Genomic DNA, 26,757 nt, shown 5'->3' on the forward strand with positions numbered 1-26,757 from the left:
CCATAAATGTGAATGATTTGACCACAGCTAAACATCTGCTACGGAACAATAGGTGCAAAGTTTAGACCCATTGTTTCATCGAATCCGAACATGACATTCATATTTTGTACCGCTTGTCCTGCTGCGCCTTTTACCAAATTGTCTTGTACGACAATCACTGTCAATTCCGCACGTTCATTGTCTTGATGCACAGCAATGCGTAAACGATTGCTGGCGCGGACACTACGGGTATCTGGATAAATACCTTTTGGCATGACATCAATAAACGCTTCTGATTCATAGCATGTTTCAAATATCTGCTGCCAATCAATAGCAGCACCCGCATCCGTCAGCTCAAGATGAATAGAGCTCAGCATGCCACGTATCATCGGCACAAGATGCGGTAAAAAACGAATGCGATGGGTGAACTGGCTGTCTAATAGCTGCGCCACGCCTTGCTCAATCTCAGGCAGGTGACGATGTCCTTCAACGCTATAAGCTTTAAAGTTATCAGTAGTTTCAGCATAATTAAGCGCAAGTGAAGCTTGGCGACCAGCGCCAGAAACACCAGACTTTGCATCGATAACGATGCGTGATTCCACCAGTCTCTCTGCTTGCTTATTTTGCATATCGATTATTGGTTTCAAACCCAAAATAGCAGTGGTCGGATAACAACCCGGATTACCGACGACTAAAGCAGTGGCAAGTTTATCGCGATTGACTTCAGGTAAACCATAGACAGCTGTCTTTAATAGCTCAGGACAGGCATGCGACTGCTGATACCAGTGTTCAAAATCGGACAGTGACTGCAAACGAAAATCAGCAGCCAAATCAATGACTTTCACACCGGCTTGCGTTAGCGCCTCTGCTTGCTTCATCGCTACGCCATGTGGAGTGGCAAAAAAGACCACATCACACTTTTGCAGCGTTGCAAGCGTCTCATCGCCCAAGTCGCTAAAGACAATATCTGATATACCGCGTAAGCTTGGAAATATCTCATCAGCGCGTGTACCAGCTTCGCTACGCGAGGTTAGCAAATCAATAGATACTTCAGGATGCGCAGATAACAAGCGAATCAGCTCAATACCCGTATAACCTGTACCACCAACAATCGCTGCTGAAATCATAAGATATTCCTTTTTATTTTACTTAGTAAATATCAGTGTTTGTTAAACAAATCTTAGATAGAAAGCTCGCTTATATGCCTGAACTTTGTCATTTTTGGATTCAAGCGGCTTTAGATTTTATAATCGTGCACCGCATCGATGAATACTTTGGCATTGTCAGGATTGACCCACTGCGTAATACCATGACCTAAGTTTGCTATATAACCGGTTTTTTCGCCGCTCGCATAAGCACTATCAAGCATTGCATTTACTTCAGCACGAATCGTCGCAGGTGAACCATACAATGTTGCTGGATCCAAATTACCTTGAATGGCTTTACTACTCTGTAGTTTTTTATGCTGTTTGGTCAATTGACGCTGACTTTCAGCCAATACTTGGCGTGCACGATCAATGGGCATCGTCCAATCTAATCCTAAAACATCGGCTTGACTATCTGCTTGCACATCCAACCATAACCCACCACCTTTGGTAAATAATACCACTGGTATTTGCGGATGGCGTACTTTTAATTCAGCGACGATACGCTTATTATAAGCATGAGAAAAATCAATAAACTGACGATGACCAAGCGCCCCGCCCCAACTATCAAAAATCTGTAGAATTTGAGCACCAGCGACCACTTGTGCATCTAGATAATCAATGACAGAAGTGGCTAATTTATCTAATAATTGATGCAGAAAATCAGGGTTACTATACAAAAAGCCTTTAGTATAACGATAGTCTTTTGAACTGCCGCCTTCGATCATGTAAGTGGCCAATGTCCACGGACTACCAGAGAAACCAAATAACGGCACTTGACCATTTAACGCTTTGCGAATGCTCGTCACTGCACGCATGACATAATCAAGAGAATCATTGGGTTCAAGTACTGGCAATCTATCTAAGTCTACTTGCGTACGAATAGGATGTTTAAACTTAGGGCCTTCGCCCGCCTCGAAGTATAAGCCTAGACCCATAGCATCAGGTATGGTCAAAATATCACTAAATAAGATAGCAGCATCTAAATCATAGCGGCGTAGTGGCTGTAAAGTGACTTCAGTGGCGCGGTCCGTATCTTTGCACAGACTCATAAAGTCGCCCGCTTCTGCACGAGTTGCTTTATATTCTGGTAAATAACGACCAGCTTGACGCATCATCCAGACTGGCGTGGTGTCTATTGATTCAAAGCGTAATGCCCGTAACAATCTGTCGTTCTTTAAAGGCGCAAACTCTTGCTGGATCGAGTTACTATTGTCTGAAGCACTCATGTACAAATCTCCAAAACAACACCGCATTCATGATCATCAATGAATACGGTGCTGGATAAAATAAGTTGAATAAAAGAATATTAAAACGTTTAGATAGCGACAATCTATTCTAAAAAACCACAAATAATGAGATATTCGCTAATAACAATTTATTGGTTAATATCTCTCGTGTTAACAATCATAAGAATAATAATCATTAAAAGTATTTGTGCTTTTTAGAGCGTCATTTGCCGTTGGTCTTTAATCAATAATATCGTGCTCATATTTGAAATTAGATGAATACCATGAATGGTCTACATGGTCAGCGCTAAATTATCACGGTGTACCATGACCACACGCTCTTCATTATTACCAAGAATTCTATCAAACTGTTCAGTACGCTCGCGAGCCACTCGGCAAGCATCACGAGATGAGAAGTTCACTTGTCCAACCGCTAAACGCTCGCCCGTATCTTGATGCACCACCTCAACCACGTCACCTTCATCGAAATCACCGCGTACTTCCACAACGCCGACCGGTAGCAAGCTCTTGTGATGCTCAACTACTGCTTTTGCTGCGCCTGCATCGACTATTAGAGTGCCTGACATACGTAAATGTGCGGCAAGCCATTGTTTACGTGCAATGATTTTGTCTTGATCATTGGTGGTCAATAAAGTACCAACCGCCTCGCCTGATACCACACGAGTAATAACATCATCGATAGCACCGCTCACGATAACGGTTGGACAACCACCCATCGCTGCAAGACGACCAGCACGAATTTTGGTCAGCATACCGCCGCGACCAAGCTTGCCACCATCCCCTGCAATATCAAATAAGTAATCCGCCATCGCACGCTCTTGGCGAATCATTTTTGCATTAGGATTGTCACGTGGGTTGTCCGTAAACACCCCATCTTGATCAGTTAAAATGATATATAAATCGGCATTGACCATCGCCGCTGCCATCGCGCCCAAAGTATCATTATCACCAAATTTAATTTCATCAATGGTAATGGTATCATTTTCATTGATGACTGGTAGCACGCGCCACTCTAGTAATTGTGTCAGTGCACCTGTCGTATTGAGATAACGGCTACGATTAGACAAATCATCATGCGTCAGTAGCAACTGCGAGCTTTGGATACCATGCTGAATTAATGCTGACCACCACGTTTCAATCAAACCCATTTGACCAATAGAAGCACAGGCCTGTAGTGCGGCTAGTTTCTTCGGGCGCTCCTCAAGGTTCATTCGTACCACACCTTCAGCAACGGCACCTGACGATACTAGCAGTACTTCGACGCCTTGCTTGTGCAATTTAGCGATCTGCTTTGCCCACTCATATATGGCAGTTCGATCCAGCCCTCGACCGTTATTGGTTAACAACGATGAGCCAATCTTGACAATAACGCGCTGAATATCAAAGTTGCGAGTTTGTTTAATAAACCTTGCTTCTTCGGTCGTGTTTTCTATGTCACCTGCCATATAAACTCCTGTCTCTCATGTGAATTGATTACGGGGATTGATCTAAAAAATTCAAGTATATCAGCTCAAGCCTGTTAGCTTAAGGAACATAAATGACCTCAACACCATCTTCGTCGTCATCGTCAAAATCAGCATCGTCGTCGCTTAAATCTACACCTTCGCGAGCCGCTTTGCGGGCCGCACGATATGCTTCACGCTGCGCCTCAGTGTTTAGACGTACTTCTACTTCTAAGCGCTCAAAACGGGTTCTTTGTGCTTCAGCGAAGATAGGATCTTCTAGTTCACGCTCACGCTCTAGCTCAATCTCATTCATTAAATGATATTTAACTGCATCAGTCCCTTCACCCATTAAGGTTGACGTGCGAAATACATCGCCTGTCCAATCAAGCTCGGCGACAATATGAGTACAAAGCTCATCTAACTCTTCGTCAGGCACCTGATCAATTTTGTTTAATATCAAAATCTGGGGCAAGTTGGATAACTCAGGCGAAAAACGCTCAAGTTCATTCAAAATAACACGAGCGTTGGCTACCGGATTGCTGCCATCAATTGGCTTTACATCAACCACATGTAACAGACGACGAGTACGAGCCACATGTTTTAAGAAACGAATGCCAAGTCCAGCACCTTCTGAAGCACCTTCGATCAAACCTGGAATATCTGCCATCACAAATGAGCGATGACGACCGATATCAACCACACCTAGATTCGGAACGAGGGTGGTAAACGGATAGTCAGCAACTTTTGGTCTAGCAGCAGAGACTTGACGAATAAAGGTAGATTTACCAGCATTAGGCAAACCAATCAAGCCAACATCAGCCACAACTTTTAGCTCAAATTTAAGAACTTTTAACTCACCTTCAAAACCAGACGTCGATTTACGCGGTGCTTGGTTGGTAGAGCTCTTAAAATGGGTATTGCCCAAACCACCATCACCACCTTTGGCAATCAGTAACGTCTGACCAAGTTCAATCAAGTCACCCAACACTTCGTCAGTTTCGGTATCAACTACCGTGGTACCGATAGGTACTGGTAAAAACAAATCATCAGAGCCCTTGCCTGAACAGTTTCTACTGTGGCCATTCTCTGCTCGCATAGCATCGTGACGACGGGTATAACGATAGTCCACTAGGGTGTTGGTGTTATCCTCTGCAATGACGTAAATATCTCCGCCCTTGCCACCATCTCCACCATCAGGTCCACCACGTGGGACATACTTTTCTCGGCGAAAACTGGCGATTCCGTTACCACCGTCACCTGCTTTTACCGTTACGACGGCTTCATCAATAAATCGCATCTTACGTTCCTTTATTTACACTCTAGTTTATAGACTCAATAGCAGTCATATACTGCTTCTTTTGCCTATAGGTATCTTTTAAAAAATAGGAGACTTGCGTCTATGTTGCTATATATCATTATATCATTGCTTTATTTATGACAATAACACCCGATAACCAATTGGACTATCGGGTGCGGTATATATTAACTCAAAAAATCACATCTATTTGTCCATGCTAAAAGTGACTATCAAAGTACTTTCTTATAAAGAGTACCTCAATATTAAAAACTCACTACTGCTGTACAAATGTATTAAGCTGGAATCTGTGTATAACTGATGCCTGCCATTTGTGTGGCTAAACGTAATACTTGCGTACTATAGCCAACTTCATTGTCATACCAGATATAAACAATGGCATGATTGTCGGTCAAAATAGTCGCTTGGGCATCAACGATACCTACATGGGTATCACCAACAAAATCTGTCGATACCGCTTCGGTAGAATCTGTATAAGCAATCTGTGTTTGCCACTGACTGCTATTAGATACTTTACGCATAAACTCGTTTAATGCATCAGCATTTTCTGGTGCTGTTTTAAGATTCAAGTTTAAAATCGCTAAGCTGACGTTTGGCGTTGGTACACGGATGGCATTACCCGTTAGTTTACCACTAAGCTCTGGCAGTGCTTTACCAACCGCTTTAGCAGCACCCGTACTGGTAATAACCATATTCAATACAGCACTACGACCACGGCGATCCGCTTTATGATAATTATCAATCAAGTTCTGATCGTTAGTGAATGAGTGAATCGTTTCAACGTGACCGTTTTCGATACCGTATTCATCGTTCAATACTTTTAACGTTGGGGTGATTGCGTTGGTGGTACAGCTCGCCGCACTGACGATGGTATCTTCACCGACTGTATCGTTGTTTACACCATAAACAACGTTTTTAATCTCACCGCCAGCTGGGGCTGTTAATAGGACTTTTTTCACACCAGTCGATTGCAAATGCTTGCCAAGACCCGCTTCATCTTTCCAAATGCCCGTATTGTCAATCACTAACGCATCATTAATACCGTAAGTCGTATAATCAATCTCGCTTGGATCTTTAGCGTAGATGACCTGAACAAAGCGACCATTGATAATCAAGCCGTTGTTTTCATCATCAACCACCACGCCACCAGCAAAGCTACCATGAATCGAATCACGCTCTAGCAATGAGGCGCGCTTGGCCAAATCGCCAGATGCCGCAGGACGTACAACAATGGCTTTTAACTGCATACCTTTAGCACTTGACGCTTGTGATAATAGCAGGCGAGTTAAAATACGACCGATACGACCAAAACCGTATAACACGACATCAGTCGCCGGATTAACAATAGTGCCATCAACATTAACTGCTTGAAGTGCTGCTTGTAAATCACTGTCATTAGCGATTAACTGACCAACATCAACCTGTGCAGACTGAAGCTTATCATTGGCCGCTAGCGCTTTAACCATGGCTAAAGTGTCAGCGATATCAATAGATTTAGCGTCTTGGTTACGCAAAGCTACTTTTTGATGCAATGCCAATATTTGACCAACTGACGTCGTATTTAATGTGTCACCGAACAAGGTCACTTGTACGTCTTGCTCATTATAGAGCTTATTCAATAGCCCCATCAGCTCAATCGCTTGTTGCTCTTGATTGTTGTAGTTGCTTAAGTGGTCTTGATGTAATTGGCGTAAGGTATCAGCGTTGCTCACGAGAAACATCCTTATGGTCAGTAATGTGTGATCAGTAAATGATAGAGAATACAGATTAGATAGATTATGTGTGGTCTACGCAATCACTCTAGTATGGCAACCGCACGATATCGGTGTCAGTTATTGATGTAGAGTATTGAGATCGCCTAGATTTTAGCCTAAAACGGCCTATTTTGCCAGTGATAACCGATCTGCTAGCGCTTATAAAGCATTTTATTGAGTTGTGGAGGTTATTATGAAAATAAAGGCAGCCAATTATGCTGCCTTTTTGTTTATTATTGCCAGTATCAAATAGTGGATGATAAAGCGACATTACGATTTAACACAGTATCTAGTAAGTGATGCTCGTTATGGAACGAGGCTAACTGTTTGATTGGTCTGCGAGGTTAACTTAAATTCTTTTAAGTCATAGCCTTGCTGTTGAGCGATTTGACGATATTTGGCATAGGTTTCTTGAGTGACGTTTGGCGAACGCGCCAATAACCATAAATATTTTTTATCAGGTGTTCCTACTAAAGCAGTCTTGTAATCAGCATCACGTGCTAGTACCCAATAGTCGGCACGACCAACTGGCAACCAACGAATCCACGATGGTAAAAATGTGACCTTTAACTTGCTGCCTGACTCATCAACAGGCTTAGCGATACCCTCAGAAGTAATACCAGAACCGTCTTTCTGTACGCATTTATTAGTGACTATGATACCTGAACCGTCGGTTTTTTCCGTATAATTGGCAGTGACATCACTGGCACAATTGCGCTGAAAATACATGGGCAAACGACCTATCTCATACCATGTTCCTGCATACTTTTTTAGATCAACGCTATCCACTGTGGTCGGTGTACTTGCAGACTTATGAATGATGGCATTTGGCTTAATTGACAACGTCTCTGTGGTGGTTCTATCCGTAGTGGCGTTAGCAGTTATATCAGCTGTAGCATTGACCGGTGGCGTCGCAGCATACGCTGAAAATGCGGCTAATGGTATGATAATAGCTAGGGCTATACCCGTATGCTTGATAAGTCCATTCATAAATATACGCTCCGGTATTTCTTTGTATGATGAGTAAGTAGAGGTTGATGATGAATCAGTATTTTGCTTTGAATGGCGGTTCTGTCCAGATTCTTTTTGCACAGGAGAATTTATTGAACCATTTATCTTATCCCCTAAAAAATCTGATATTAACGGTTCTTTTTCGCTCAACTCTTGTGACCATTTATAATCGTTAGTGCAGTGACCCCTATCCTTGGTACAGTAATCACTAACGAAATTACTGCTTTCGCTATGTTTTGAATCGCCGTCTTTGTTATTATTGCTGTTAGTCATAGTAGACTCTTTTGCCCGTAGTGGGCTCTTATCGGCGCTTTTATATCCAAAATAGTGATCTTGCGAAGACGTTTTTTTTGCCAAATGGGTAGAATATTGGTCATTTAGATTATCATGGTTGTAGCTAGCATCGTTGCTGGCGTTACCTGTCTGCCGTGTACTATCCTCATTCAGATGATAGTGGCGCGACTGGGTAGTCTGCTTAGATTGAGAACCAGCTTCCTTTGTATCAGACCATGCTGATTGAGGTAACTTATTGGTTTTCATAGAGGTACCATTATTGATAGTGACTGTTAACTATTCTTCTTATATGCCCTATATGTACTCTCATCTTCTGTGCGTCTTCAACTTTTAAAAATATATTGAATGTAAAAGCTGGCGCTGCAAAAACCAAATATCATGAGAGGACTTAAGAGGTATATTGATAAGCAATTCGCTTATAAGAATATAGAGTAAGTACTCTTTGTTTAGGTGATATATTAATGGCAGCTCGACTATTAAAACAGTGTCGCAATGTAGGAAAAAGCAACGGTTTGTAAGTAACTATGCGTTTATGCAGCAGAATAAATACCGAGTAAACACATAGTTACTGATTGGATAAATATATTAAAAATCAATTATTTGCCCTGATAGATGCCAATTAATGGCAATTCTGGTTCAGGACTGGTCAGCATTGGTGCCAACACTCCCTCTATTAGTTTTTTACTATTCAAAGAACTGTCGAATACCAGCAACACTGATACCACCATGCTCTAATACTTGATGAATCATCACAGGTGATAAACCACCCAAACCGATAATCGGCATGTCAGCCAATTGTGCCAATGCTGACCATGATTCCCAACCAAGTGGCACAGTATCAGGATGTGTATGGGTAACTAGTACAGGAGACAAAAAGGCGCCAATGACGGGCGGTAATTGCTGCTGTAACCGATTATGAGCCAGTTTATTGGCAGCATCAATACTGGCGGCATCATGACAACTGACTATTAACGGGTAATTTTTAGACAGCACTCTATCTTGTGTATCTTCCGACCATTGCAACAATGCGGTATGAGACAGCTGATTGGCAACGATTGAATTGGTAGTGGTTGTATCTTTCATTGCTAGCGGCGCTTCAATGGTTAGGGTCTGTCCATTGACATCACAAGGGACAATCGCCTTAATATCTGGACGCATATGCATCAACTGCGCTGCCATACTTTCTGAGCCAGCTGCCTTTATTCGAATATATACCCAAGCATTGGCTGTTAGCTTGTTTTGATGAAAAGTCAGCCATGCGGCCATTGGATCAGGTGAGGCATCAAAATGCGTCAATGGATAGGTAATTGCTATCGTTGTTGGCACACTGAGCCATTCGAGAATCGTCTGGTTAGCAGCGGGTAAATGATACTTTCCTGCTAATAAATCTGCCTTATTTACCCACGTTAGCGCCTGACCTTCTAGCCCATATTGGCGATGCTTATGCTGCTCATACTGCTGCGCGGTCAGCTCAACCTTATAAATCTGTAAACTGACCTGCTTATCACCATAATCATGATGCAGACGTCCAAGCTTGACCATCGTATTGTCACAAATTTCAATGCCTGTCTCTTCAGCGACTTCCCGAATCAATGCCTGCTCGGCGTTTTCATTGGCTTCTATTTTGCCACCTACAAATTCATAGCGATTGCCTTGATGCTGGGCGGCGTTTCTAAATCCAAGTAAATATTGGGCTTTATGATGAATGACCGCAACTGCCACGTTTACGATGAGTACTTTTTCGCTGTTAAATGAGCCATCAATGTGGTTGTCTGCTTCATTTGGCATCGGCGTCTCCTTTATTACTGTTTTTTTAAAGTGCGATTTGATAGGTTTATACCTTCAAAAAACCAAGTCAATTTAAAACCAACTTATTGATTTATAATAACAATTAGATAATTTTTATTTATTTAAACCTCATTTACAAAAGTTGCTTTAGATAAATTTACACAATGACTGCATTTTATTTTATCAATTACCTTGCAAAATTCTTCAATGTAAATGATAATTATTATCGTTAAAGATAGTTACTGTATCGCCATTACTATTCAGCCATTTTTTATCAAAAGGAATTTACTATGAGCATGGTTATCTCTCGTTACTTGAATTGCCGTGAAAACCGTTTACCAACTTTGCAATCACAACACTTATTTGCACTCACTAAAGAAGTGCGTATTGAGCATGAGGGTGAAGAGTATCGACTACGTTTGACACGTAATAATCGCTTAATCCTGACCAAATAGATTAATATCATTCATCATCAATATTAGGGTGTGTCCTCATTTTAAAAATGGTGATAAAAATGAGATAAATTGCCGTCAAACAAGGAAAATAGCGCCGATAATATCGAGATATTAGTCAGCTATTTGACGCCGTTTGGCAAGATTTGGCCATTTTTAACCCATTTAGATGACTATCAATTGAATTGAGGACACCTCCTAACCTACCTATAAAAAAACGCCTTCATTCAAAGGCGTTTTTTATTGGATAAAACGATGCGATTTAGAACTGCCAACTGTAAACCACATCCACCGCGTTTTCTGCCGCTGAGGTTGCCTCTACATAAATACGTCGAGTTAACTGATAACGAATAGATAAGCTATTTTGAGCATTAAACACCCCTACCCCGTAGCGTATATACAAGTCAGGCGTCACGTAACCGGTGACGTTGACGTTGGTGTCTTCACTACTGCCTGAGGCATCAACGGTCAAGCTCTGAAAACCAAAAATCTGACCGATTTGATTGGTTAGATTACGCGTGCCACTCAGTCCAAAGCTTAAGCCCGCGGCGGCTAGGTTATTCGTCACTTGCGATTTAAAGCCTTGCTCACTGATTTGGGTGGCGCCCTTGTTATTAATTCGACCTGTCACCAAAGCATTCATCGCCTGCTGTTGGGTCAAACCTGCATTATTAAAGACAATAATATTGGGGCTTTCTGTATTGCCTTTGACACGGACACCTACGGTTTTGCCACTGATCGTTTTAACCGCCTCAATACTGAGGTTAGGTTTCATCACATCACCGTTAAAGCGCACTTGTCCGTAGTTAAGCTCTAGGTTCTGACCAAAAGCGTTGATATTGGTACGACGTGATACTTGCACCACCCCTTTTGCACGCATGACACCCGTGCCATTTTGAGTGATATTAATCGCACCAGCTAAAGGAATAACGGCACCAAAACCACGGAAGTTGATATCATCACCCAAGTCGACACCGATATCCGCATTGATTGACCAAGGTTTCGATATTGCCAATACCTCGTCAATATTGCCAATGAGACGACGATCAAGAACTACTGCATCCTCGGTTTGAGTAATGATATCTTCGCTGGCTTCTGGCGGACGAATGGTCGCTGACGGTACGCTGACCGCCCCTTTAATATCAACATAGCGATCGCCTGGACGCACGATGATATCAATATCAGGATTGATTTCTGCCACTAACAATGGTGGCTGGGTAATCACCAAACGCTCGCCGCTGACGCTAAGCTTGGCTTGGAGTTTTTGTTGCCAATTAACGGTACCAGCCAAAACCCCTTTACCCGTACCACTGCTGAAGGTTCCATCAATAGTCGCTTGCGTGCCACGAATTTTGGCGTCAGTATTTACATTGGTTAAATTAATGGGCAAATCAAGCATCGCAATACGGCCATTAGCAAGTTTTACATCGCCATAGAATTGCGGCTTATCTAATGTACCGCCCAATCCTCCTGCCATCGTGACATTGCCCTCTAGCACTCGCATACCTGGGAAGAAAGGCTTGAATATCGCAAGGTTAAGCTCATTCAATACCAAAGCGCCCGAAATTGGCTTAGGCGTTTTATAAGGATCAACGACCACTTCAGCATAGCCACGCGCACCGCCACCAGTGTTAATATCGGTACGTAGTTTGATGCCCTCAGGGACGGACAGTGCAATCAATGAGACCCGCTTATAAGGCAGAGTGACGGGTAAACTATCACCATCTTGAATCAAACCGATTTTGCCGTTGTCTGAATACAGTGTGGTATTAATCGTCGGTGGACGACCACGTTGCCAGCCAACAATCGCCTTACCATTAATTTTGCCATGCCAGTCGATATCTTTGGGTAAAAAGACAGATAGTAATGACGTATCTAGATTTTGTAAGGCAATATTCACCTCACCTTTATCAGGTGACGCGATTAAGTTTTCACGTAAGCAGACCTTGCCCGTTTGATCAGTGGCTTGCCAGCAGTGCGCTGCCAACTGTACTTTTAAATCGTTATTATTGCCATTTTGATTGTTGGGTAAATTAACAATTAACTGCGCTGGCTGTAACTGATTTAAGGTCGCATATTTGGATTGAACACGGCCCTTACCGATGACGCCAGACCAGCTCAGTTTATCCCGATTGAAGCCGCCTTTAAGCCTTGCGCCAATCGTGAGCTGCTCATTGGCAACGTCAAGATTGACCACATGCGCCTGCTCAGTACCATTAAATGTTGCTTTAACGCTTTTAAAACTCTGTCCAGCTGCATCTAAGCCTTCAGCGGTGATAATAAGCTGACTTGGGCTGTTTGCTAAATTGACCAGCTTACCGCGCACGCGACCTTGGCGCAAAATAAAGCCCGGCAGTGCAATCCGCTCACCAACCAAATCGATATAAATAGTTGGCAGCGCTTGTCCTACTGGCTGTGATAAGGTCGCACCGCCAGTGACTTTGCCAGCCAATTTATCTGACAACTGATCCAGACTGGTGATATTAATTTTGGTTTGTAATTGCTTAGCATTGCCATTAGCAGTGACATAATTATCACCCCAACGTAGCACTAAATTATCCGCGTTTAAGCTGTCTATCAAGGCATTTACTTGCTTATATTGCGCCTGTGCATCTTGCGTTTGTAGGCGCTTGAAATAGCTTGCTAAATCTTTTGGCAGACGCATCTTCGCCGCTAAGCTACCCTTAGCACTAAGCGGTTGACCTTTTAGCATACCTCTTAAATCAATTTTTTTGATATTAATGATTTGCTGCGAGTCACTCCAGCGCCCATCCGTATCGATAGTGCCGGTGATAAGGCTTGGAGTATCTTTGAGGAAATAACCAATATTAAAACGATCCATCACTGCGTCAATATCCCACGCAATGCCTTGACGTACATCAACTGTCCCTTTGGCATCAATACTGCCTGCCGCGCCCACATGACGGAAACGCTTAATACGAATCAGCTGATCATCACCACTGGCATCAATGGTCAGCTTGCCCGCTGGTAATTGCTCAGCATCTAGCACTCCATCGAAATTCACCGCAAAACGTTGCAGTTTGCCTGCGGCATTTTTACTATTCTTAGGCGCAGTTTGCCACTCGCCCCTGGTTTTTAGATCACCAGTGATAATCGCTGGATTGTTGGGTAAAAAATAACCCAAATTAAATTTATCAAAGCGACCATCTATCGTCCAGCCGATATTTTTACGCAAATCGATGACGCCCTTGGCATTCACTGCGCCCGCTTCACCGTTGTAATTGAGCTTACGAATACTGATAAACTTTGGCGTGCCAGCCGCATCAATAGATAGGCGTCCTTTTGGTACATCTGCAGTATCGACTTGACCATTGAAGCGCGCATCGAACATAGACAGCTCGCCACCAACGATATCGATTTTGGCATCACCTGCACCCGTTATGCCAATAGCACGGCCGTCTTGAGTCGCATCAAGTTGAGCCTGCAAGTCGGTCTTGTTTAAGGTGATAATATGACGCTGACCACTAACGCCACCTTTAGTAATAGTCAATAAACGACCACGCGCGCTGACACTACCGGTTAGGCGCTCAAGCGGCAAATCACTGCGATACTGTTTGGGTAATAATCCATTGGTACGCGCATCTATCTGCCATGTGAGCGGACGCTTTTTATTTGCCAATTGAATCTGCCCAATACCTGATAAGTCGCCCACAACCCCTTTATAATTCAGGCGATTGATGTCGATGACATCCCCAGCTTTGCGCACGCGCACATCATAGTTGCCTTTAGGAGCGGCATTCAATTCATTAATGACCGCATTGGCATCTACTGATAACCGTGAGCCACGAATGATGACATCCGCCTGTCCACGCGGACTATCAATATTACCGATATTAGGCACATCGCGGCGGATTAGGTTTTGCCATTTAGCATCGATATACCAAGGCGCTACCTGTGTCGACTTCGCTGACATTTTGCCTTGGACGATATTGGCATTCACATGCTCGCCATCACGTTGACGCAAATCTGCATCAAGCTCTACGTTACCAGTGCTGTTTTTCTGCTGATAATGTAATGACAGTCGACCATTCAGCTTTTGCGGTGCATATGCTTTGAAATCAGCATAGTCATCAGGAATAACACGGCGAATATCAAAATTGCTACCTGTCGCTCGTATTTTTGCATCAAAGCTGTCTTGCCAATCTAAAATACCTTGCAGAATTAAATTTCCAGCTGGCACCTGAGCATCTAAGCGATCAATACGTAACTGACTGTTTGCAATGACGGCGCGACCTTGATAGTGACCAGACGGAATGTCTTTAGCCGTCAGCTCAGTATTGATACGCAGACGTATTTCAGAGATCACCCCTGTCGCGGTAGCAGTACCACTTTTTAAACGAATTTTTTGGCTTTCAGCATAAGGGATCAAAATATCATCCCATTGCAATTTTGCCTGGAACGGCGAATCCTGATCTAAACCTTGTACAACAAAATCACCGCTCACATCGCTGTCATTGTAGCGACTACGAACTTTACCGACCGTACGTTTTAGCGTCCCTGTTGCTGTGATATTCAATGGGTCAACATAGGCTTTTTCTAGCGCACTGACTTCTGCAATCGCGCTTAAATCTAGCGGATAGTCGCCTTGTAAATCAATTTCACCTTGTAAGGCACTGATTTTGACGATATCAGCATATTGTAAATCACCGCGACCAACCGTTACCATGCTACCGACCCATGTCAAATCACGAGCAACAATATCCTGCACAACGATGGGCTCTTTGGTCACTTGTTTATAAGTAATATTTTTTATTTTAGCGTGATCAAAGCGTAAGTTCACTGGTAGCTGTAACGTTTTATAATCGAACGGCTCACCCGTTGGTGGCTTGTTATTGATAATCTCAATGGTTTGTATGTCTGCATCACGCAGATGCACTTCTTTGGCAAATATGGCACGCCAGCCTATCTTGACATAAGCTTTATCAACCAATACTTCAAGGTCTTCAGTTGCCTTGATATCGATATCAGTGACCCAGATACCATCACGTAAATTACCGCGACCATATTTAAAATCAATGCCCGTCTCAGCACTGACTTTTTCTAATATAAACTTCGTACCCGACTCTGTGCCCATTGCGTAAAAAAACACGGCAAACATGATGGCCAGCACAATTAAAATAAGTACCAGTAATTTGAGCAAAAATGACAGCGGATACCAACGTCTGACGGCACGAGCGTCGCGCTGTGCTGGATCTTCATCTGGGGCGTTATTAGGCGGGGTATTTTTTGTCAGCATGACACTCAACTACGTTAAAGAATGGTCACCGGCAATCGGCACGATAAATAAGGAATACAACGGATATTGCTAATAGCGCGTATTGAACCTGTCTCAATTTCACTAACGGAGACGACTTAATAATGATCAATACGCGCTAAATGATGTCACCACTGGATTGCATGGCTATAAAGGCGAGCCAATAAAGAAATGCAGTCTAACGGGTATGCTTTCTTCTGTCACCCCAGCAGCCACATCAACTCGTACCACACCGACTGGCGATGCCCAGCGGATACCAACACCGACGCCGACCTTTGTCTCAGTCTCGAAGTTTTTGTCGTAAGCATTACCCACATCAGTGAAGAATGCCCCGCGGAATCCTGGTTTAAATTCATAATTATACTCTGCACTACCAACCGCAAGCACTTGCCCACCAGTCAAATAGCCCTTGTCGAGCGGTGACAAGCTCTCATAGTCATAGCCACGAATACTTTGGTCACCACCCGCAAAGAAGCGTAATTTATAAGGCACATCATAAAAATCATCTGCCCAGATGTAGCCTGTATTCAGACTGCCCAGCACTTGATGCTTTTGCTCATCGCCAAAACTATAAATGCCGCTGACACCCGCGCGAATGATTGCCATATTAGTGTCGCTAAGGGCTTTATCAGCCCCTGCTTCAAGCGAGTAATACTGACGCATACCGCGAGTCGGATTGGTCACACTGTCTACATCGGTTTTGTTCATACCATAACCAAATAGCAGCGCTTGCTGCTTAGGCTTAGAAGAAGTAAAGCGGATAGGTAGGTCGTCCAACTCTGTCTCATCGACCCCAGTCTCTAGCTCATCTAAACGGTAATTCACAGAGTAGCTGCGATTCCAGCCACTGTCACGGCGAATATTACGCGCCAATGCCGCTTTTAGCGTCGTAGTAGATAGGTCGAAGTTGCCTTCACCTTGGTCGATGACCTCTTCTTCATAGGTAAGACGCGCATCTAATTTATCGTTAAGTGGATGTTTCCAAGGTCGACTGGCATAAACAGCGACGTTTTTGGTAATTCTGGAAACTTCGGTCTCTGCACCGGCTTGATAGCCTTTACGATTGAGCAAATTATAGTCTATTTTTGCCGTCGCTCGCACGCCCGTATCTGTGCCGTAACCAAGACCTACTTGGGCATCGCGCGGCTTACTTGAAGAGACAAAAACATACAACGGTACTTTTTTACTTTCTGCCACTTGTCGCGGTGTTTTTCGACCAGCCAGCGTTGGTGGTACAAAGTTTTCATCAGTGATTAAGCTTTCTTCATCAGGGAATATTTTTTGCGCAATATTACTGATGCCGTCGCTTATTTTACCCAAAAGATTGTCCGCCTCTTGGTCTTTTTCATCCAATACACGGTCATTTGGTAAGCGGCTCAAACGCTCTGCTTTTTGTTTGATAGCTTGTAGTTTATCAAGTGTTGCTGCATCAGCTTCAAAATCGATCGCCGCGATGTCGGCGGGATTGACTGTTTCACCGCTATTGGCAGTCGTATTACCCTCACTCTCTGCGTTATTTTCATCACCATCATCAGCGTTATTGTCTTGATTAACACGGCTACTATTAGAAGCAGCTGAGCTTTCAGCACCATTATTACCCGCAATGTCTAAGGCGCCATCACTATTAATATCGTCGTCGAGTGTGCTGCTATCATTGGTAGGCGTGTTATCAAAAGCCAAAGTACTGGCTTCACTGCGTTCATCTGGCGGCAATATCGACTCAACGTTGACTGTATTAAAATAACGAGTCGCTGATAAGTCATTGCTAAACTCGGTCACCGCTGGACGATAAAAAGGGTCACCGGGCTTAAAGTCGAACAACTGTTGTAATAGTGACAACTCAACAGGTAGCTTGTCAGGATCTTGGGTTAAGGTGTTGGTTTCTTCATCGTATGTAAAAAACACAACGTCATCAAACTCATAACGATCACCAGTGTTGTAGACCAGCGACACATCTGCTGTATTATCTGGCAAGATAATATCAACGGATTTGTTGAGCCAATATTGATCAAAATAGCCATAAGTATTACTCAGCGACTCAAGGGCCGCCTTGCTATCTTTATAAACACGGTGATTGAAGATATCACCCACTTGTGGCGGCAAGTCTTTTTCAAGTGCTATATATTCTGGTTGTTCACTGCCTTCACCGCGAATCTCAACAATACGGCTATCCACACGTACCGGCTCGCCCAGCTCTTCGATAATGACATCGATCGTGTCAGCATTGCGCTGACGTAGGCGTAACGTAATATCATAGTAACCCACTGCTTGGGCTGCTTCTAATGCTGTTTGGCGTAGGCGTGGCAAGGCGGCCGTAAAGTCGGTAACTGACTGAACTGTCGTATCATCAAGGGCGGCCTTGATGTTTTTCATGGGCTGAACGTCATTATCCGCTTTGGTGAGCTTTGGCTTACCATCGACAGCACCTTCAGCGGTCGCCTGCCGTAGATAAATTGTGGTATCTACATGTGGTAATGCCATCACACCTGCATTGAATAAACGGTTATAAAGGCGTTTCACGATATTGCCTTTATTACGAGCCATTGGCTTAGGCTTACTCGCTTGTTCGATACTCTGGTTTATTCCCTGAGAGTCCGCTTGATAGTCTGGCAAGTAGTCATCAGGATTGATGATATCTGACGTTGTACCATCTTCATTGGTCTCATCACTGGCATTGGCGACAATCTCATTATCGAAAGTACCGGTTCCATCCACGCGTCCACTACTGACAGAGTCGCTAACATCGATCGGACGCGACATAACTTCAGCCGTCTGTGCACTTTCAGCGGCGCTCTCATTCCTACCTAATGTCTCAAGATTGTTAGGAGTTGGCAGATTGGTCGCATCCAAATCCACATCTAAACCAATAGGCGGGGTTGTATCATCTAATGTAGCAATTGGCGCGTCAAAATCTCGATCGTTATTGCTGATATCATTATTATTGTTACTGTAATTGTTATTAACGTTGGTACTATTAATGTCCGTACTATTAGTGATGTCATCAATATCTTGGGCATTCTGCATATCCATCGCAGCCAGCTCACGATCAATCTCCTCGGGCGTCATCATCTGATAACCCTGCTGCTGTATGGCTGCGGCTTGTTGCAACAAGTCATCATTGGCGCCAGCCATATTATCCATGGCATTTACCTGAGAATTAGCCATACCCTGAGACTGAGGAGCTGGTTTTTTAGCGCTTTTATCTTGAGCATCAGACTTCTTAATGCCTAGGCTTTGTTCGCTGTACTCATCCAATACTGACTGATCGATAATGCCCTGCTCTACTGCCTTTTTTAGGCGCAATGCATCCAAAGCGATATCGAGCTGAGTATCATCATCTGACAGTGTGGTTGATTGAGTACTGGTTGGTTGACTGTTTGATTGATCGACAGCTATTTGATTGCTCGTAGGTTGTTTAGGAGAACTGATATTATTTGTGGTATCAGCCAATGCAGCAGGTGCCATACCGAAACCCACTAGGCTGGTCGCTAGCGCAGTGAAAAGTGCTGAACGCGTAAAATAAATGCGCGGCGTATTGCCATGAGTTGTCACAGCTGCTGTACGACGTGTTTTTTGAAGACCGTTACTCTGAAAATCTTGAATTTTAATATCCTCTCGAACATTATCCGTATCACACTGCATCATCGATACATTGCGCGCGAGCGTTGAAGGCTGGTGTTTCATGTGTATTTCCTATCACCTCACGCGGCACAATATTATGAACGATAACAATCGCCTAGTCTTACCGGTGAATAAACTTATAGCAGTTGGCTGAATTATGGTTTACTGTCTTGCTTTGGATAATGACCGTTTATAATGCAAACCTTGGTGTCAGATTAGCACCCTGTTTTTATCAAAAAATAGACATGCGTGAGTGGTAGCAAGCCTTTGAGATCACTCACGCCTCGCGACGTAACCATGCAAAATTTACAAATCATAACTTAGATAATTATGAAATCATAGTGTCGAGCGCATGTATTTTTACCAAAGCCTTGCTATTATACGGCTTAATATTGATAAAACCTATGCTATATTTCGATAAGTTTTTGATACTGTTAATAATTATATCGATAATTACTTTCACTTTAAAAGCGGTATTCAGCGCTTTTCTTTGATCTAGCAACCGCGACCCGTCTGTAGGAATTTTCATGGCCAATCAGTTTCAATTATTTAAGCACCGCCGTTTTAGCGCCATGTTTTTTACCCAGTTTTTGGGCGCGTTTAATGACAATATTTTTAAGCAAGCGCTCATACTGGTTTTGACTTACACCGCTGCGAGTCAGTTGGGCATGGAAGTCAGTATTTTGAATAACTTGGCCGCGATGTTGTTTATTTTGCCCTACTTTTTGTTTTCTGCACTGGCAGGACAAATCGCGGATAAATTCGAAAAATCAAAACTCACACGATTGATTAAGCTGCTTGAGTTCGTAATTATGGTAATTGCGGCAGTAGGGTTCGTGTTTGAGTGGTACGCATTGTTATTTGTTGCGTTGTTTCTCATGGGCACTCAATCTACTTTTTTCGGGCCTATTAAATACGCCTATTTACCACAAGCGATGAAAGAAGATGAATTGGTTGGTGCTAACGGTTTGTTTCAAATGGGAACGTCGTTAGCGATCTTGCTCGGTATGATTATCGCGGGTGTTTTAACTCAGATAGCGCAGCCGCTCTATTGGATAAGTGTGACAGTATTGGTCATCGCCGTATTGGGTTATTTTGTCGCACGATTGATACCCCACATGCCAGCGATGCAGCCAAACCTAAAAATCAACTGGAACATTGTGACCACTAGTGTGGCGACGGTGCGCTACTTATATTCATTGCCTTTTTTGTTCTTTGTCATCCTTGGTAATAGCTGGTTTTGGTTTTATGGCGCGACGTTTTTGACCCAAACGCCAGAATTCAGCAAGGTCATCTTACATGGTGATGAATCAGTGGTTATTTTCCTATTAACCTTATTTTCTGTTGGTGTGTCGATTGGCTCATTATTATGCAAATCACTAACCAAAAACCAAGTCAGCTTACGTCTTTTGCCCTTTGGTATCGCCGGCTTAAGTATTTTTGCGATTGATTTGTATTTTTCACTGTCAGGATTGAATATTAACGTTACTAGTGAGGCGTTACTTGGTATTAACGATTTATTTGGGATGAGTGGCAGCTGGCGCGTGTTTGCTGATTTATTCTTTTTGGGCTTTAGCGGCGGTTTATACATCGTACCGTTATATGCCTCTATGCAGGCCTATGCACCCAAGAGCCACCGCGCGCGCGTCGTTGGTGCCAACAATATCTTTAACGCGATATTTATGGTCACCTCAGCGATTTTCTCTATTGTGATCTTGAACGCTTTGGGATTCAATTTACCTCAGTTATTTTTGGTGACAGGACTCATAAACATTGCCTTCGGTGCCTTTTTATACAGTAAACTCAATAAGCATATTAAAAATGCAGTCATCCAAACGCACGATGAAGTGGCTCCATAAGTAAGATTGACATGCTGCTATAGCAATCGGTGTGTTATCAAATGGATAATATTGGTGCTGATAATTTAGATTGTTTGCTATAGTAATACCTATGCGTTAATCACTATCATTATTTTAGAAAAACAGATGCTGTTTTTAGAAGAACAGATGCTGTTTTTAGAAGAACAGATAAGTTTAATTTTTTGATCGTATTTAAGCCATCAGGAGTGAATCATGGCCCTGCGTCCCTTATCCAAAGTCGACCAATTGTTACTTGGGGTCGATAAGGCATTACGAGCTGTCGTACCACATTCAAACCCTAGCACTCGTCCACTACCAGTCAGCAGTGACGAGATTCCTGAGCTCACTATCACCGAGGCGCGACATGTCGCAGGATTGATGCGTATCAATCATACTGGTGAAGTATGCGCGCAAGGTCTGTATCATGGTCAAGCATTTGCCGCCAAAGACAGTGGCGTCAAGCAAGCCATGCAGCAATCAGCCGAAGAAGAGGTCGATCATCTGGTCTGGTGCGAGACGCGATTAGACGAGCTTGGCAGTCATGCCAGTATCTTTACGCCATTATGGTATGGCATGTCTTTCGGTCTTGGCGCAGTCGCGGGTGCCATCTCTAATGAATTTAGCTTGGGATTCGTCGCAGAGACAGAAGCTCAAGTCAGCGAACATTTACAAGAGCATATCACCCAATTACCAGAGCACGATAAACGCTCAAGAGAGATACTGGCACAAATGGATATTGAAGAGTTGCATCATCGTGAGTTGGCATTAGCAAGTGGCGGCGCAGCGTTATCACCGCCTGTACGCCATACTATGCGCTGGATGGCCAATCGCATGAAAGCCACGGCATATCACTTGTAATTGCCATCTGTGATAGCAGATTTTGAGCGATAGGTTGTGATGATAAGTGCGTTGTGATGGTAATTACAGTGCGCTTTATTATTGATATTGCTCTCATTTACCCTGCTGTCGCTGGCATGACGTACACGCTATCGCGTTACTATTAACAATCCTACTACTGATAGCGCTCAGTTGAATTTGTTAGGGTATTAAAAATTTGTATGATTTTGCCGCAAAGACATGAGCTAATAACCATTCAATTGCTAAATAACAACTAAATAAATTAAGGTAACGATTTTTATGAAAGCCATCAACCAATCGACTCTCTCTGCCCGTGCGTCTAGCAAGTCGCCTAAACTGGCAACTCTGACAGCACTGGCCACAGCTTGTGCCATGCTATTATCAGCGCCTGTCAATGCGGCAGAAACCAATGCAACAACAGATGCTGCAAAGACCGATACTACTGCCACATCGGTGCCTAGTGCCATGGATTCTAGCAAACGTGTGATTCGCCTTGCTCGACCGACTGCGGCTAGTACAGCACAAGAGGGTACTCCATCCACTTTACCGACTGCAGCGGTGACAGCCAATACTCAACCAACTGACCTTCAAAGCAGTAGTGTTCCACAAAGCGCTCCTTTGCCAAATAATGCTCAGCCGTATCGTGCGCCAATGAGTACATTGCAACCACAAGATGTTGTACCAGCACCAAAAATACCTGAGTTCACTGGCACCACTCGAGTTTATGAGCCTGGTCCATTGACCGCTACTGGTGTCGACCTGCGTAGTGGTCAGCTTGCCAATATACCAACGCCGCAAGTGCAATTGTCGGACGTAAGCTTTGTACCGACTGTGTTGATTCCTCAGCAAAACGGTAATAACAACGATCAGCTAGATGTGAGCTTGCTTGATGACTTTATCGAAGACGTCTCACCTAATGCCCGTCATTACCCACCAAACTTCCCTAATCGCTCACAGCGCCATTATACGCGTGAAAAAATCAAAGTATTGGCTGAATGGATACAGCCTGATGCTGAATCACCAAATGCCTCTTATGATGTATTGATTCGTGCTGCTAAACTCAATGGCATGGGACGTAACTTAGATTTGGGATCAGACTATACGATACGTGGTGGAAAATATGTTGACCGTGCCATTAAACTGCAACCTGATAGCGGCGAAGCCAACTTCTTATATGGCATGATGTTGTCAGAAGGCGGCGGCTTCAAAGAAGGTCAAAAATACCTAGACCGCGCAGTGTCTCTTGGCTATACCGAAGCAGAGCAAAGCTTGGCACAGTCAGACTTATTAAGTGATCGCCGCGATAATGCATTAGAGCGCTTACGTCGTCTTGAACAGAAAAATCCTAACAATGACATCATTCGTCAGCAAATCAAACTTATTGAAGAGGGTAAATTCTACATTTGGGATATACCTGCGCCTGACATCAATGTTAAGCCTGGTGCTTAACATTGATTAGGTATTTGAATGTCATTAAGTGAATTTAACAAATACCATGATTGCTCCATAAGCTAGATTGACTCGACTAAGCCCCTGACTTTATATCGAAATTACTTCAATATAGAGTCAGGGGCTTTTTTATGTCTAGCAAAACTCCATTGAACCCAACTTGTTGTCTACCTTATTTAAATGCGTATTCGATTCGATTATCGAAGTTTAAATCGTGTTTTTGAAATTTAAATAAAATAGTTTAATGCGAAAAGTTACGCTACACTTCTTCTTATAAATTACTGACTCAATCATGCTTTTACGACTAACTGGACTCACCTATGACTTTTGCTAGCCCTATCAAAAATATGGTGACGCATGCTAAGAAAACCCCATTTTCGATCACATCAGTCGCCTTGATAGCCGCGGTAGCATTACTACCTGCGTGCAGTACGGTATCAGTGAATAAGCAAGCGTCAGCGAAGACGATTACTGCGCAGCGCGGTAACATCGTCACCACCAAGAAACTAAGCAGTGATACGGCATCAGCGCTCTTATCGGCAGGGCTCAATGAGCAAGCCTGTATGCAGCAGTTTGATTTATGCCTCACTCAGCTTACTGACAGTATTTTGAATGAACACTACCGTCCTGCTTTGGCAGTTTTTGCAGAGTTACACTACGCAAAAGCGCGACAGCTTTCTGCCTCTCAAGACTGCCGCAATGCGCTGGCTCGCCCGCCACTTGATCCTTATTATGCCAACGCACCTTTAGAAGATACAGAAGCTAAAGTCCAGCAAGAAAACACCAATCGCTGTCTAACAGGTTATCAAGAGCGATTATTCGATGCTATCAAATCCAGTTATACCTATTTATTTTATGACAGTTTGACGCATGATTTTAAGGGCGCAGATCAAGACAAAAGCCCCTCTCAGGCACAGAACCGTATTCCAAATGACACCGATATTCAGACCCAAGACATCTATAATGCCGCCAGTAATGATGTGATAACCCAGCTGTATAGATCAACCAACGGCTCAAATAAGTTGATGGGCGGCACCAAAGTAGATTATTTGCCCACATCCGCTAGCCATCTTAATGACAGTAACCAAGCCGCGATTGCCAATTACTCACCGCTCAAGGGCAAACCTACTGATCAAGTCAACGTCATGAAAATACAAATTAATGATTATGATCTTGGTGTTTATTTGCCTAATGAAAATAACTATTTGCAAAATGCACATAAGCAAACCTCTGCACTAGCAGACTTGGTTTCCACTTACGAATTACGCCTCTCTGGGCTTAACTCAATTAGCAAACGTCCAGGCTTAGGTATCAGCTTGGTGGCCTCACTGGATGACCGCTATACCACCACGATTCGCCAATTATTAGTGTCATCATTGTCAGGTCGATTGACCAATGAGAAAGATGGAGACACAGATGAGAGCAAGCCAAGTTCGCGTATCTACCCTACTGGACATTTGCTATTAACAGGATTGATTGAACCAAGCGGCGATAGTGTACTGGATGTACTAAGCAGTCGCAAGCTCGATATTCATTTACACAACCCATACCAAAGCGAAATCGTTAACATCCTTAATAGTGACTATCCACTGGCGGCTAACTTTTCTGCAGGTTATGGCTTGTGGCTGTCTGAGAACCAGTTAGATGGCGTAGGTTATCTCAATTTAATCACTCGCCAGCCAGAGGCCAGACTGCCCAAATTATTCATGCTTGAGCCTTATGATCCCAATAAGCGCGTCCTGATTATGCTGCATGGTTTGGCTTCTAGCCCTGCCACTTGGGTCAATTTAACCAACGATATTCTCAACGACGATAAGTTGCGTGATAACTATCAAGTGTGGCAGATATTCTATCCAACCAATTTGCCCATTTTAGAAAACCGTTATCAAATACAACAGTTAATCAACAGCACCTACGAGCAAACTGATCCTAAAGGACAAAATCGCGCCAGCAAAAACAGCGTGATTATCAGTCATAGTATGGGTGCCATTATCGCTCGCATGATGCTATCTGATGAAAACTTGGTCGATGACCTAGATAGACTAGACGATCAAAATGTGCTGTCTGACAGTGAAAAACGTAAGATTCGTGACGCACTTAAAGCATCATTTGGCGAAGATCAGCTAAAAGAACGCTTTGAGCTAAAAGCCTTACCACAAGTAGATACGGCTGTCTTTTTATCAGCGCCTTTTCGTGGAACTGACTATGCAGATCGTTGGTTCACTCGAGCACTGCGCCGTATTGTCTATTTGCCAGTCGGTTTGGTAAAGACTGTCACGGACAACTTAGCAACCATTGCCACGCAAGGTGATTTGGCACAAAACCCTTTGGGTGCTTTATATTTACAAAATGGCGCAAGTCAGCTAAGCGATAAATCTTCTTTTATACAGTTGACTAAAGACATCGCTATCAATGATCGCATTACCTATCACTCTATCATTGCCAATAATGATGCCGATATCACTAAAGGACTGGCGCAAATGCAGCCAGCTGGTGCAAAGATTGACTTGTCGCAAGCAGTAGAAGATACCGAAGATGAAATAGTCAGTACAAGTAGTTCTTCTGATAATTCGACGTTACCTGCCCAACCGCTGGTTGCAGCCGTCACTGTCGATGAAGATATCAGCCAAGCGCTGACTGAGCGCCTATCAGATGGCATCGTGCCTTATACCAGTGCTCATCTTGATGGCGCTGCCTCTGAGACGATTATCAGCGGTGGTCATAGCATTCAAACTAACCCGCAAACTATTTTGACATTACGCCAGATTTTACATGAACAATTGCAGGAATAATGATTGCTTGTGTCATATAGCGCTGCACTGGTCTTTGCACTTTAAAATTAAGAGTAAAGCAGATGGCTTTGCGACTTTGTACTGTGTTGGATATTTGTGCCTATACTAGTACACAAATAAAACATTACTGTTATTAAGGTAAACTTGATAACAGTAATGTTTTCCCAAGCGATTAGTCTGATATATCTGGGTTTATCTCAGCAGTTTTTAATGACTCTCAGGTATGCGACCAATCTGTTGCGCAGCTTGCGTGTGCATCGAGGGAAGCGTATAATATATTGACAGCACCTGACAGTAATGTATTAATTTATAGGGATATAAATTACTTAATTCAGCTAAACAGTCGTTAGCTTAGCCGCACTCTATCCCTAAGATTGCTCGCTAATCAACACTGAGCCATTGCCCGTACTACTTTTTACCTTAATCTATAGACGATTGCGGGCAGTTACTTGAGCGTTTTATGGAAGCCA

The 26,757-nt window shown here is 43.3% G+C and carries 14 protein-coding genes; 5 read left to right on the plus strand and 9 right to left on the minus strand.

The genetic code is table 11. The features are described 5' to 3' along the window. Positions 1–38 precede the first annotated feature (38 nt). The 7 genes from argC to INT03_RS14585 form a co-directional block, all read right to left on the minus strand. Complete coding sequence (argC, locus tag INT03_RS14555; protein WP_055124420.1) at positions 39–1,106, minus strand: N-acetyl-gamma-glutamyl-phosphate reductase; 1,068 nt, start codon at positions 1,104–1,106, stop codon at positions 39–41. Between the two features lie 110 nt (positions 1,107–1,216). Beyond that, the gene (gene hemE / locus INT03_RS14560) at positions 1,217–2,353 is read right to left on the minus strand and encodes a uroporphyrinogen decarboxylase (RefSeq protein ID WP_193009482.1); all 1,137 of its coding nucleotides are present in this window, start codon (positions 2,351–2,353) and stop codon (positions 1,217–1,219) included. A gap of 293 nt (positions 2,354–2,646) precedes the next feature. After that, a complete protein-coding gene (gene proB / locus INT03_RS14565; protein ID WP_045445028.1) occupies positions 2,647–3,819 on the minus strand; it encodes a glutamate 5-kinase in 1,173 nt (390 codons plus the stop codon). A gap of 79 nt (positions 3,820–3,898) precedes the next feature. After that, positions 3,899–5,116 (minus strand): Obg family GTPase CgtA, encoded by a 1,218-nt coding sequence (gene cgtA / locus INT03_RS14570; RefSeq protein WP_193009483.1) that lies wholly within the window; start codon positions 5,114–5,116, stop codon positions 3,899–3,901. Positions 5,117–5,409: 293 nt separating this feature from the next. Further along, positions 5,410–6,855 carry a glyceraldehyde-3-phosphate dehydrogenase gene (locus tag INT03_RS14575; RefSeq protein WP_193009484.1) on the minus strand — a complete coding sequence of 482 codons (1,446 nt, stop codon included), beginning with the start codon at positions 6,853–6,855 and terminating at the stop codon, positions 5,410–5,412. A gap of 339 nt (positions 6,856–7,194) precedes the next feature. Next, positions 7,195–8,439, minus strand: a complete 1,245-nt coding sequence (locus tag INT03_RS14580) for a lipocalin family protein (protein WP_193009485.1) — start codon at positions 8,437–8,439, stop codon at positions 7,195–7,197. Positions 8,440–8,877: 438 nt separating this feature from the next. Beyond that, positions 8,878–9,981: an NUDIX domain-containing protein gene (locus INT03_RS14585; RefSeq protein ID WP_193009486.1), complete on the minus strand. Its 1,104-nt coding sequence runs from the start codon at positions 9,979–9,981 to the stop codon at positions 8,878–8,880. Between the two features lie 296 nt (positions 9,982–10,277). Between INT03_RS14585 and hemP the strand changes: the two genes are divergently transcribed. Next, positions 10,278–10,436, plus strand: coding sequence for a hemin uptake protein HemP (gene hemP / locus INT03_RS14590; protein ID WP_227672156.1), 159 nt, complete (start codon positions 10,278–10,280; stop codon positions 10,434–10,436). A 259-nt stretch (positions 10,437–10,695) separates the two neighbouring features. Here the strand turns inward: hemP and INT03_RS14595 are convergent, their stop codons facing one another. Both INT03_RS14595 and INT03_RS14600 read right to left on the minus strand, forming a co-directional pair. Then, positions 10,696–15,690, minus strand: coding sequence for a translocation/assembly module TamB domain-containing protein (locus tag INT03_RS14595; RefSeq protein ID WP_193009487.1), 4,995 nt, complete (start codon positions 15,688–15,690; stop codon positions 10,696–10,698). 165 nt (positions 15,691–15,855) lie between these two features. Then, on the minus strand, positions 15,856–19,392 hold the full coding sequence (locus tag INT03_RS14600; RefSeq protein ID WP_193009488.1) for an autotransporter assembly complex protein TamA: 3,537 nt from the start codon (positions 19,390–19,392) through the stop codon (positions 15,856–15,858). A gap of 464 nt (positions 19,393–19,856) precedes the next feature. Between INT03_RS14600 and INT03_RS14605 the strand changes: the two genes are divergently transcribed. From INT03_RS14605 to INT03_RS14620, 4 genes are all read left to right on the plus strand, one after another. Next, positions 19,857–21,188 carry an MFS transporter gene (locus tag INT03_RS14605; RefSeq protein WP_193009489.1) on the plus strand — a complete coding sequence of 444 codons (1,332 nt, stop codon included), beginning with the start codon at positions 19,857–19,859 and terminating at the stop codon, positions 21,186–21,188. Positions 21,189–21,407: 219 nt separating this feature from the next. After that, positions 21,408–22,046: a 2-polyprenyl-3-methyl-6-methoxy-1,4-benzoquinone monooxygenase gene (coq7, locus tag INT03_RS14610; RefSeq protein ID WP_226950213.1), complete on the plus strand. Its 639-nt coding sequence runs from the start codon at positions 21,408–21,410 to the stop codon at positions 22,044–22,046. A gap of 279 nt (positions 22,047–22,325) precedes the next feature. After that, positions 22,326–23,495: a tetratricopeptide repeat protein gene (locus INT03_RS14615; protein WP_193009491.1), complete on the plus strand. Its 1,170-nt coding sequence runs from the start codon at positions 22,326–22,328 to the stop codon at positions 23,493–23,495. Between the two features lie 320 nt (positions 23,496–23,815). Beyond that, positions 23,816–26,287, plus strand: a complete 2,472-nt coding sequence (locus INT03_RS14620) for an esterase/lipase family protein (protein ID WP_193009492.1) — start codon at positions 23,816–23,818, stop codon at positions 26,285–26,287. Positions 26,288–26,757 lie beyond the last annotated feature (470 nt).

Origin of the sequence: Psychrobacter sp. PG1 (genome assembly GCF_014897815.1) — a bacterium.
Classification (GTDB): domain Bacteria; phylum Pseudomonadota; class Gammaproteobacteria; order Pseudomonadales; family Moraxellaceae; genus Psychrobacter.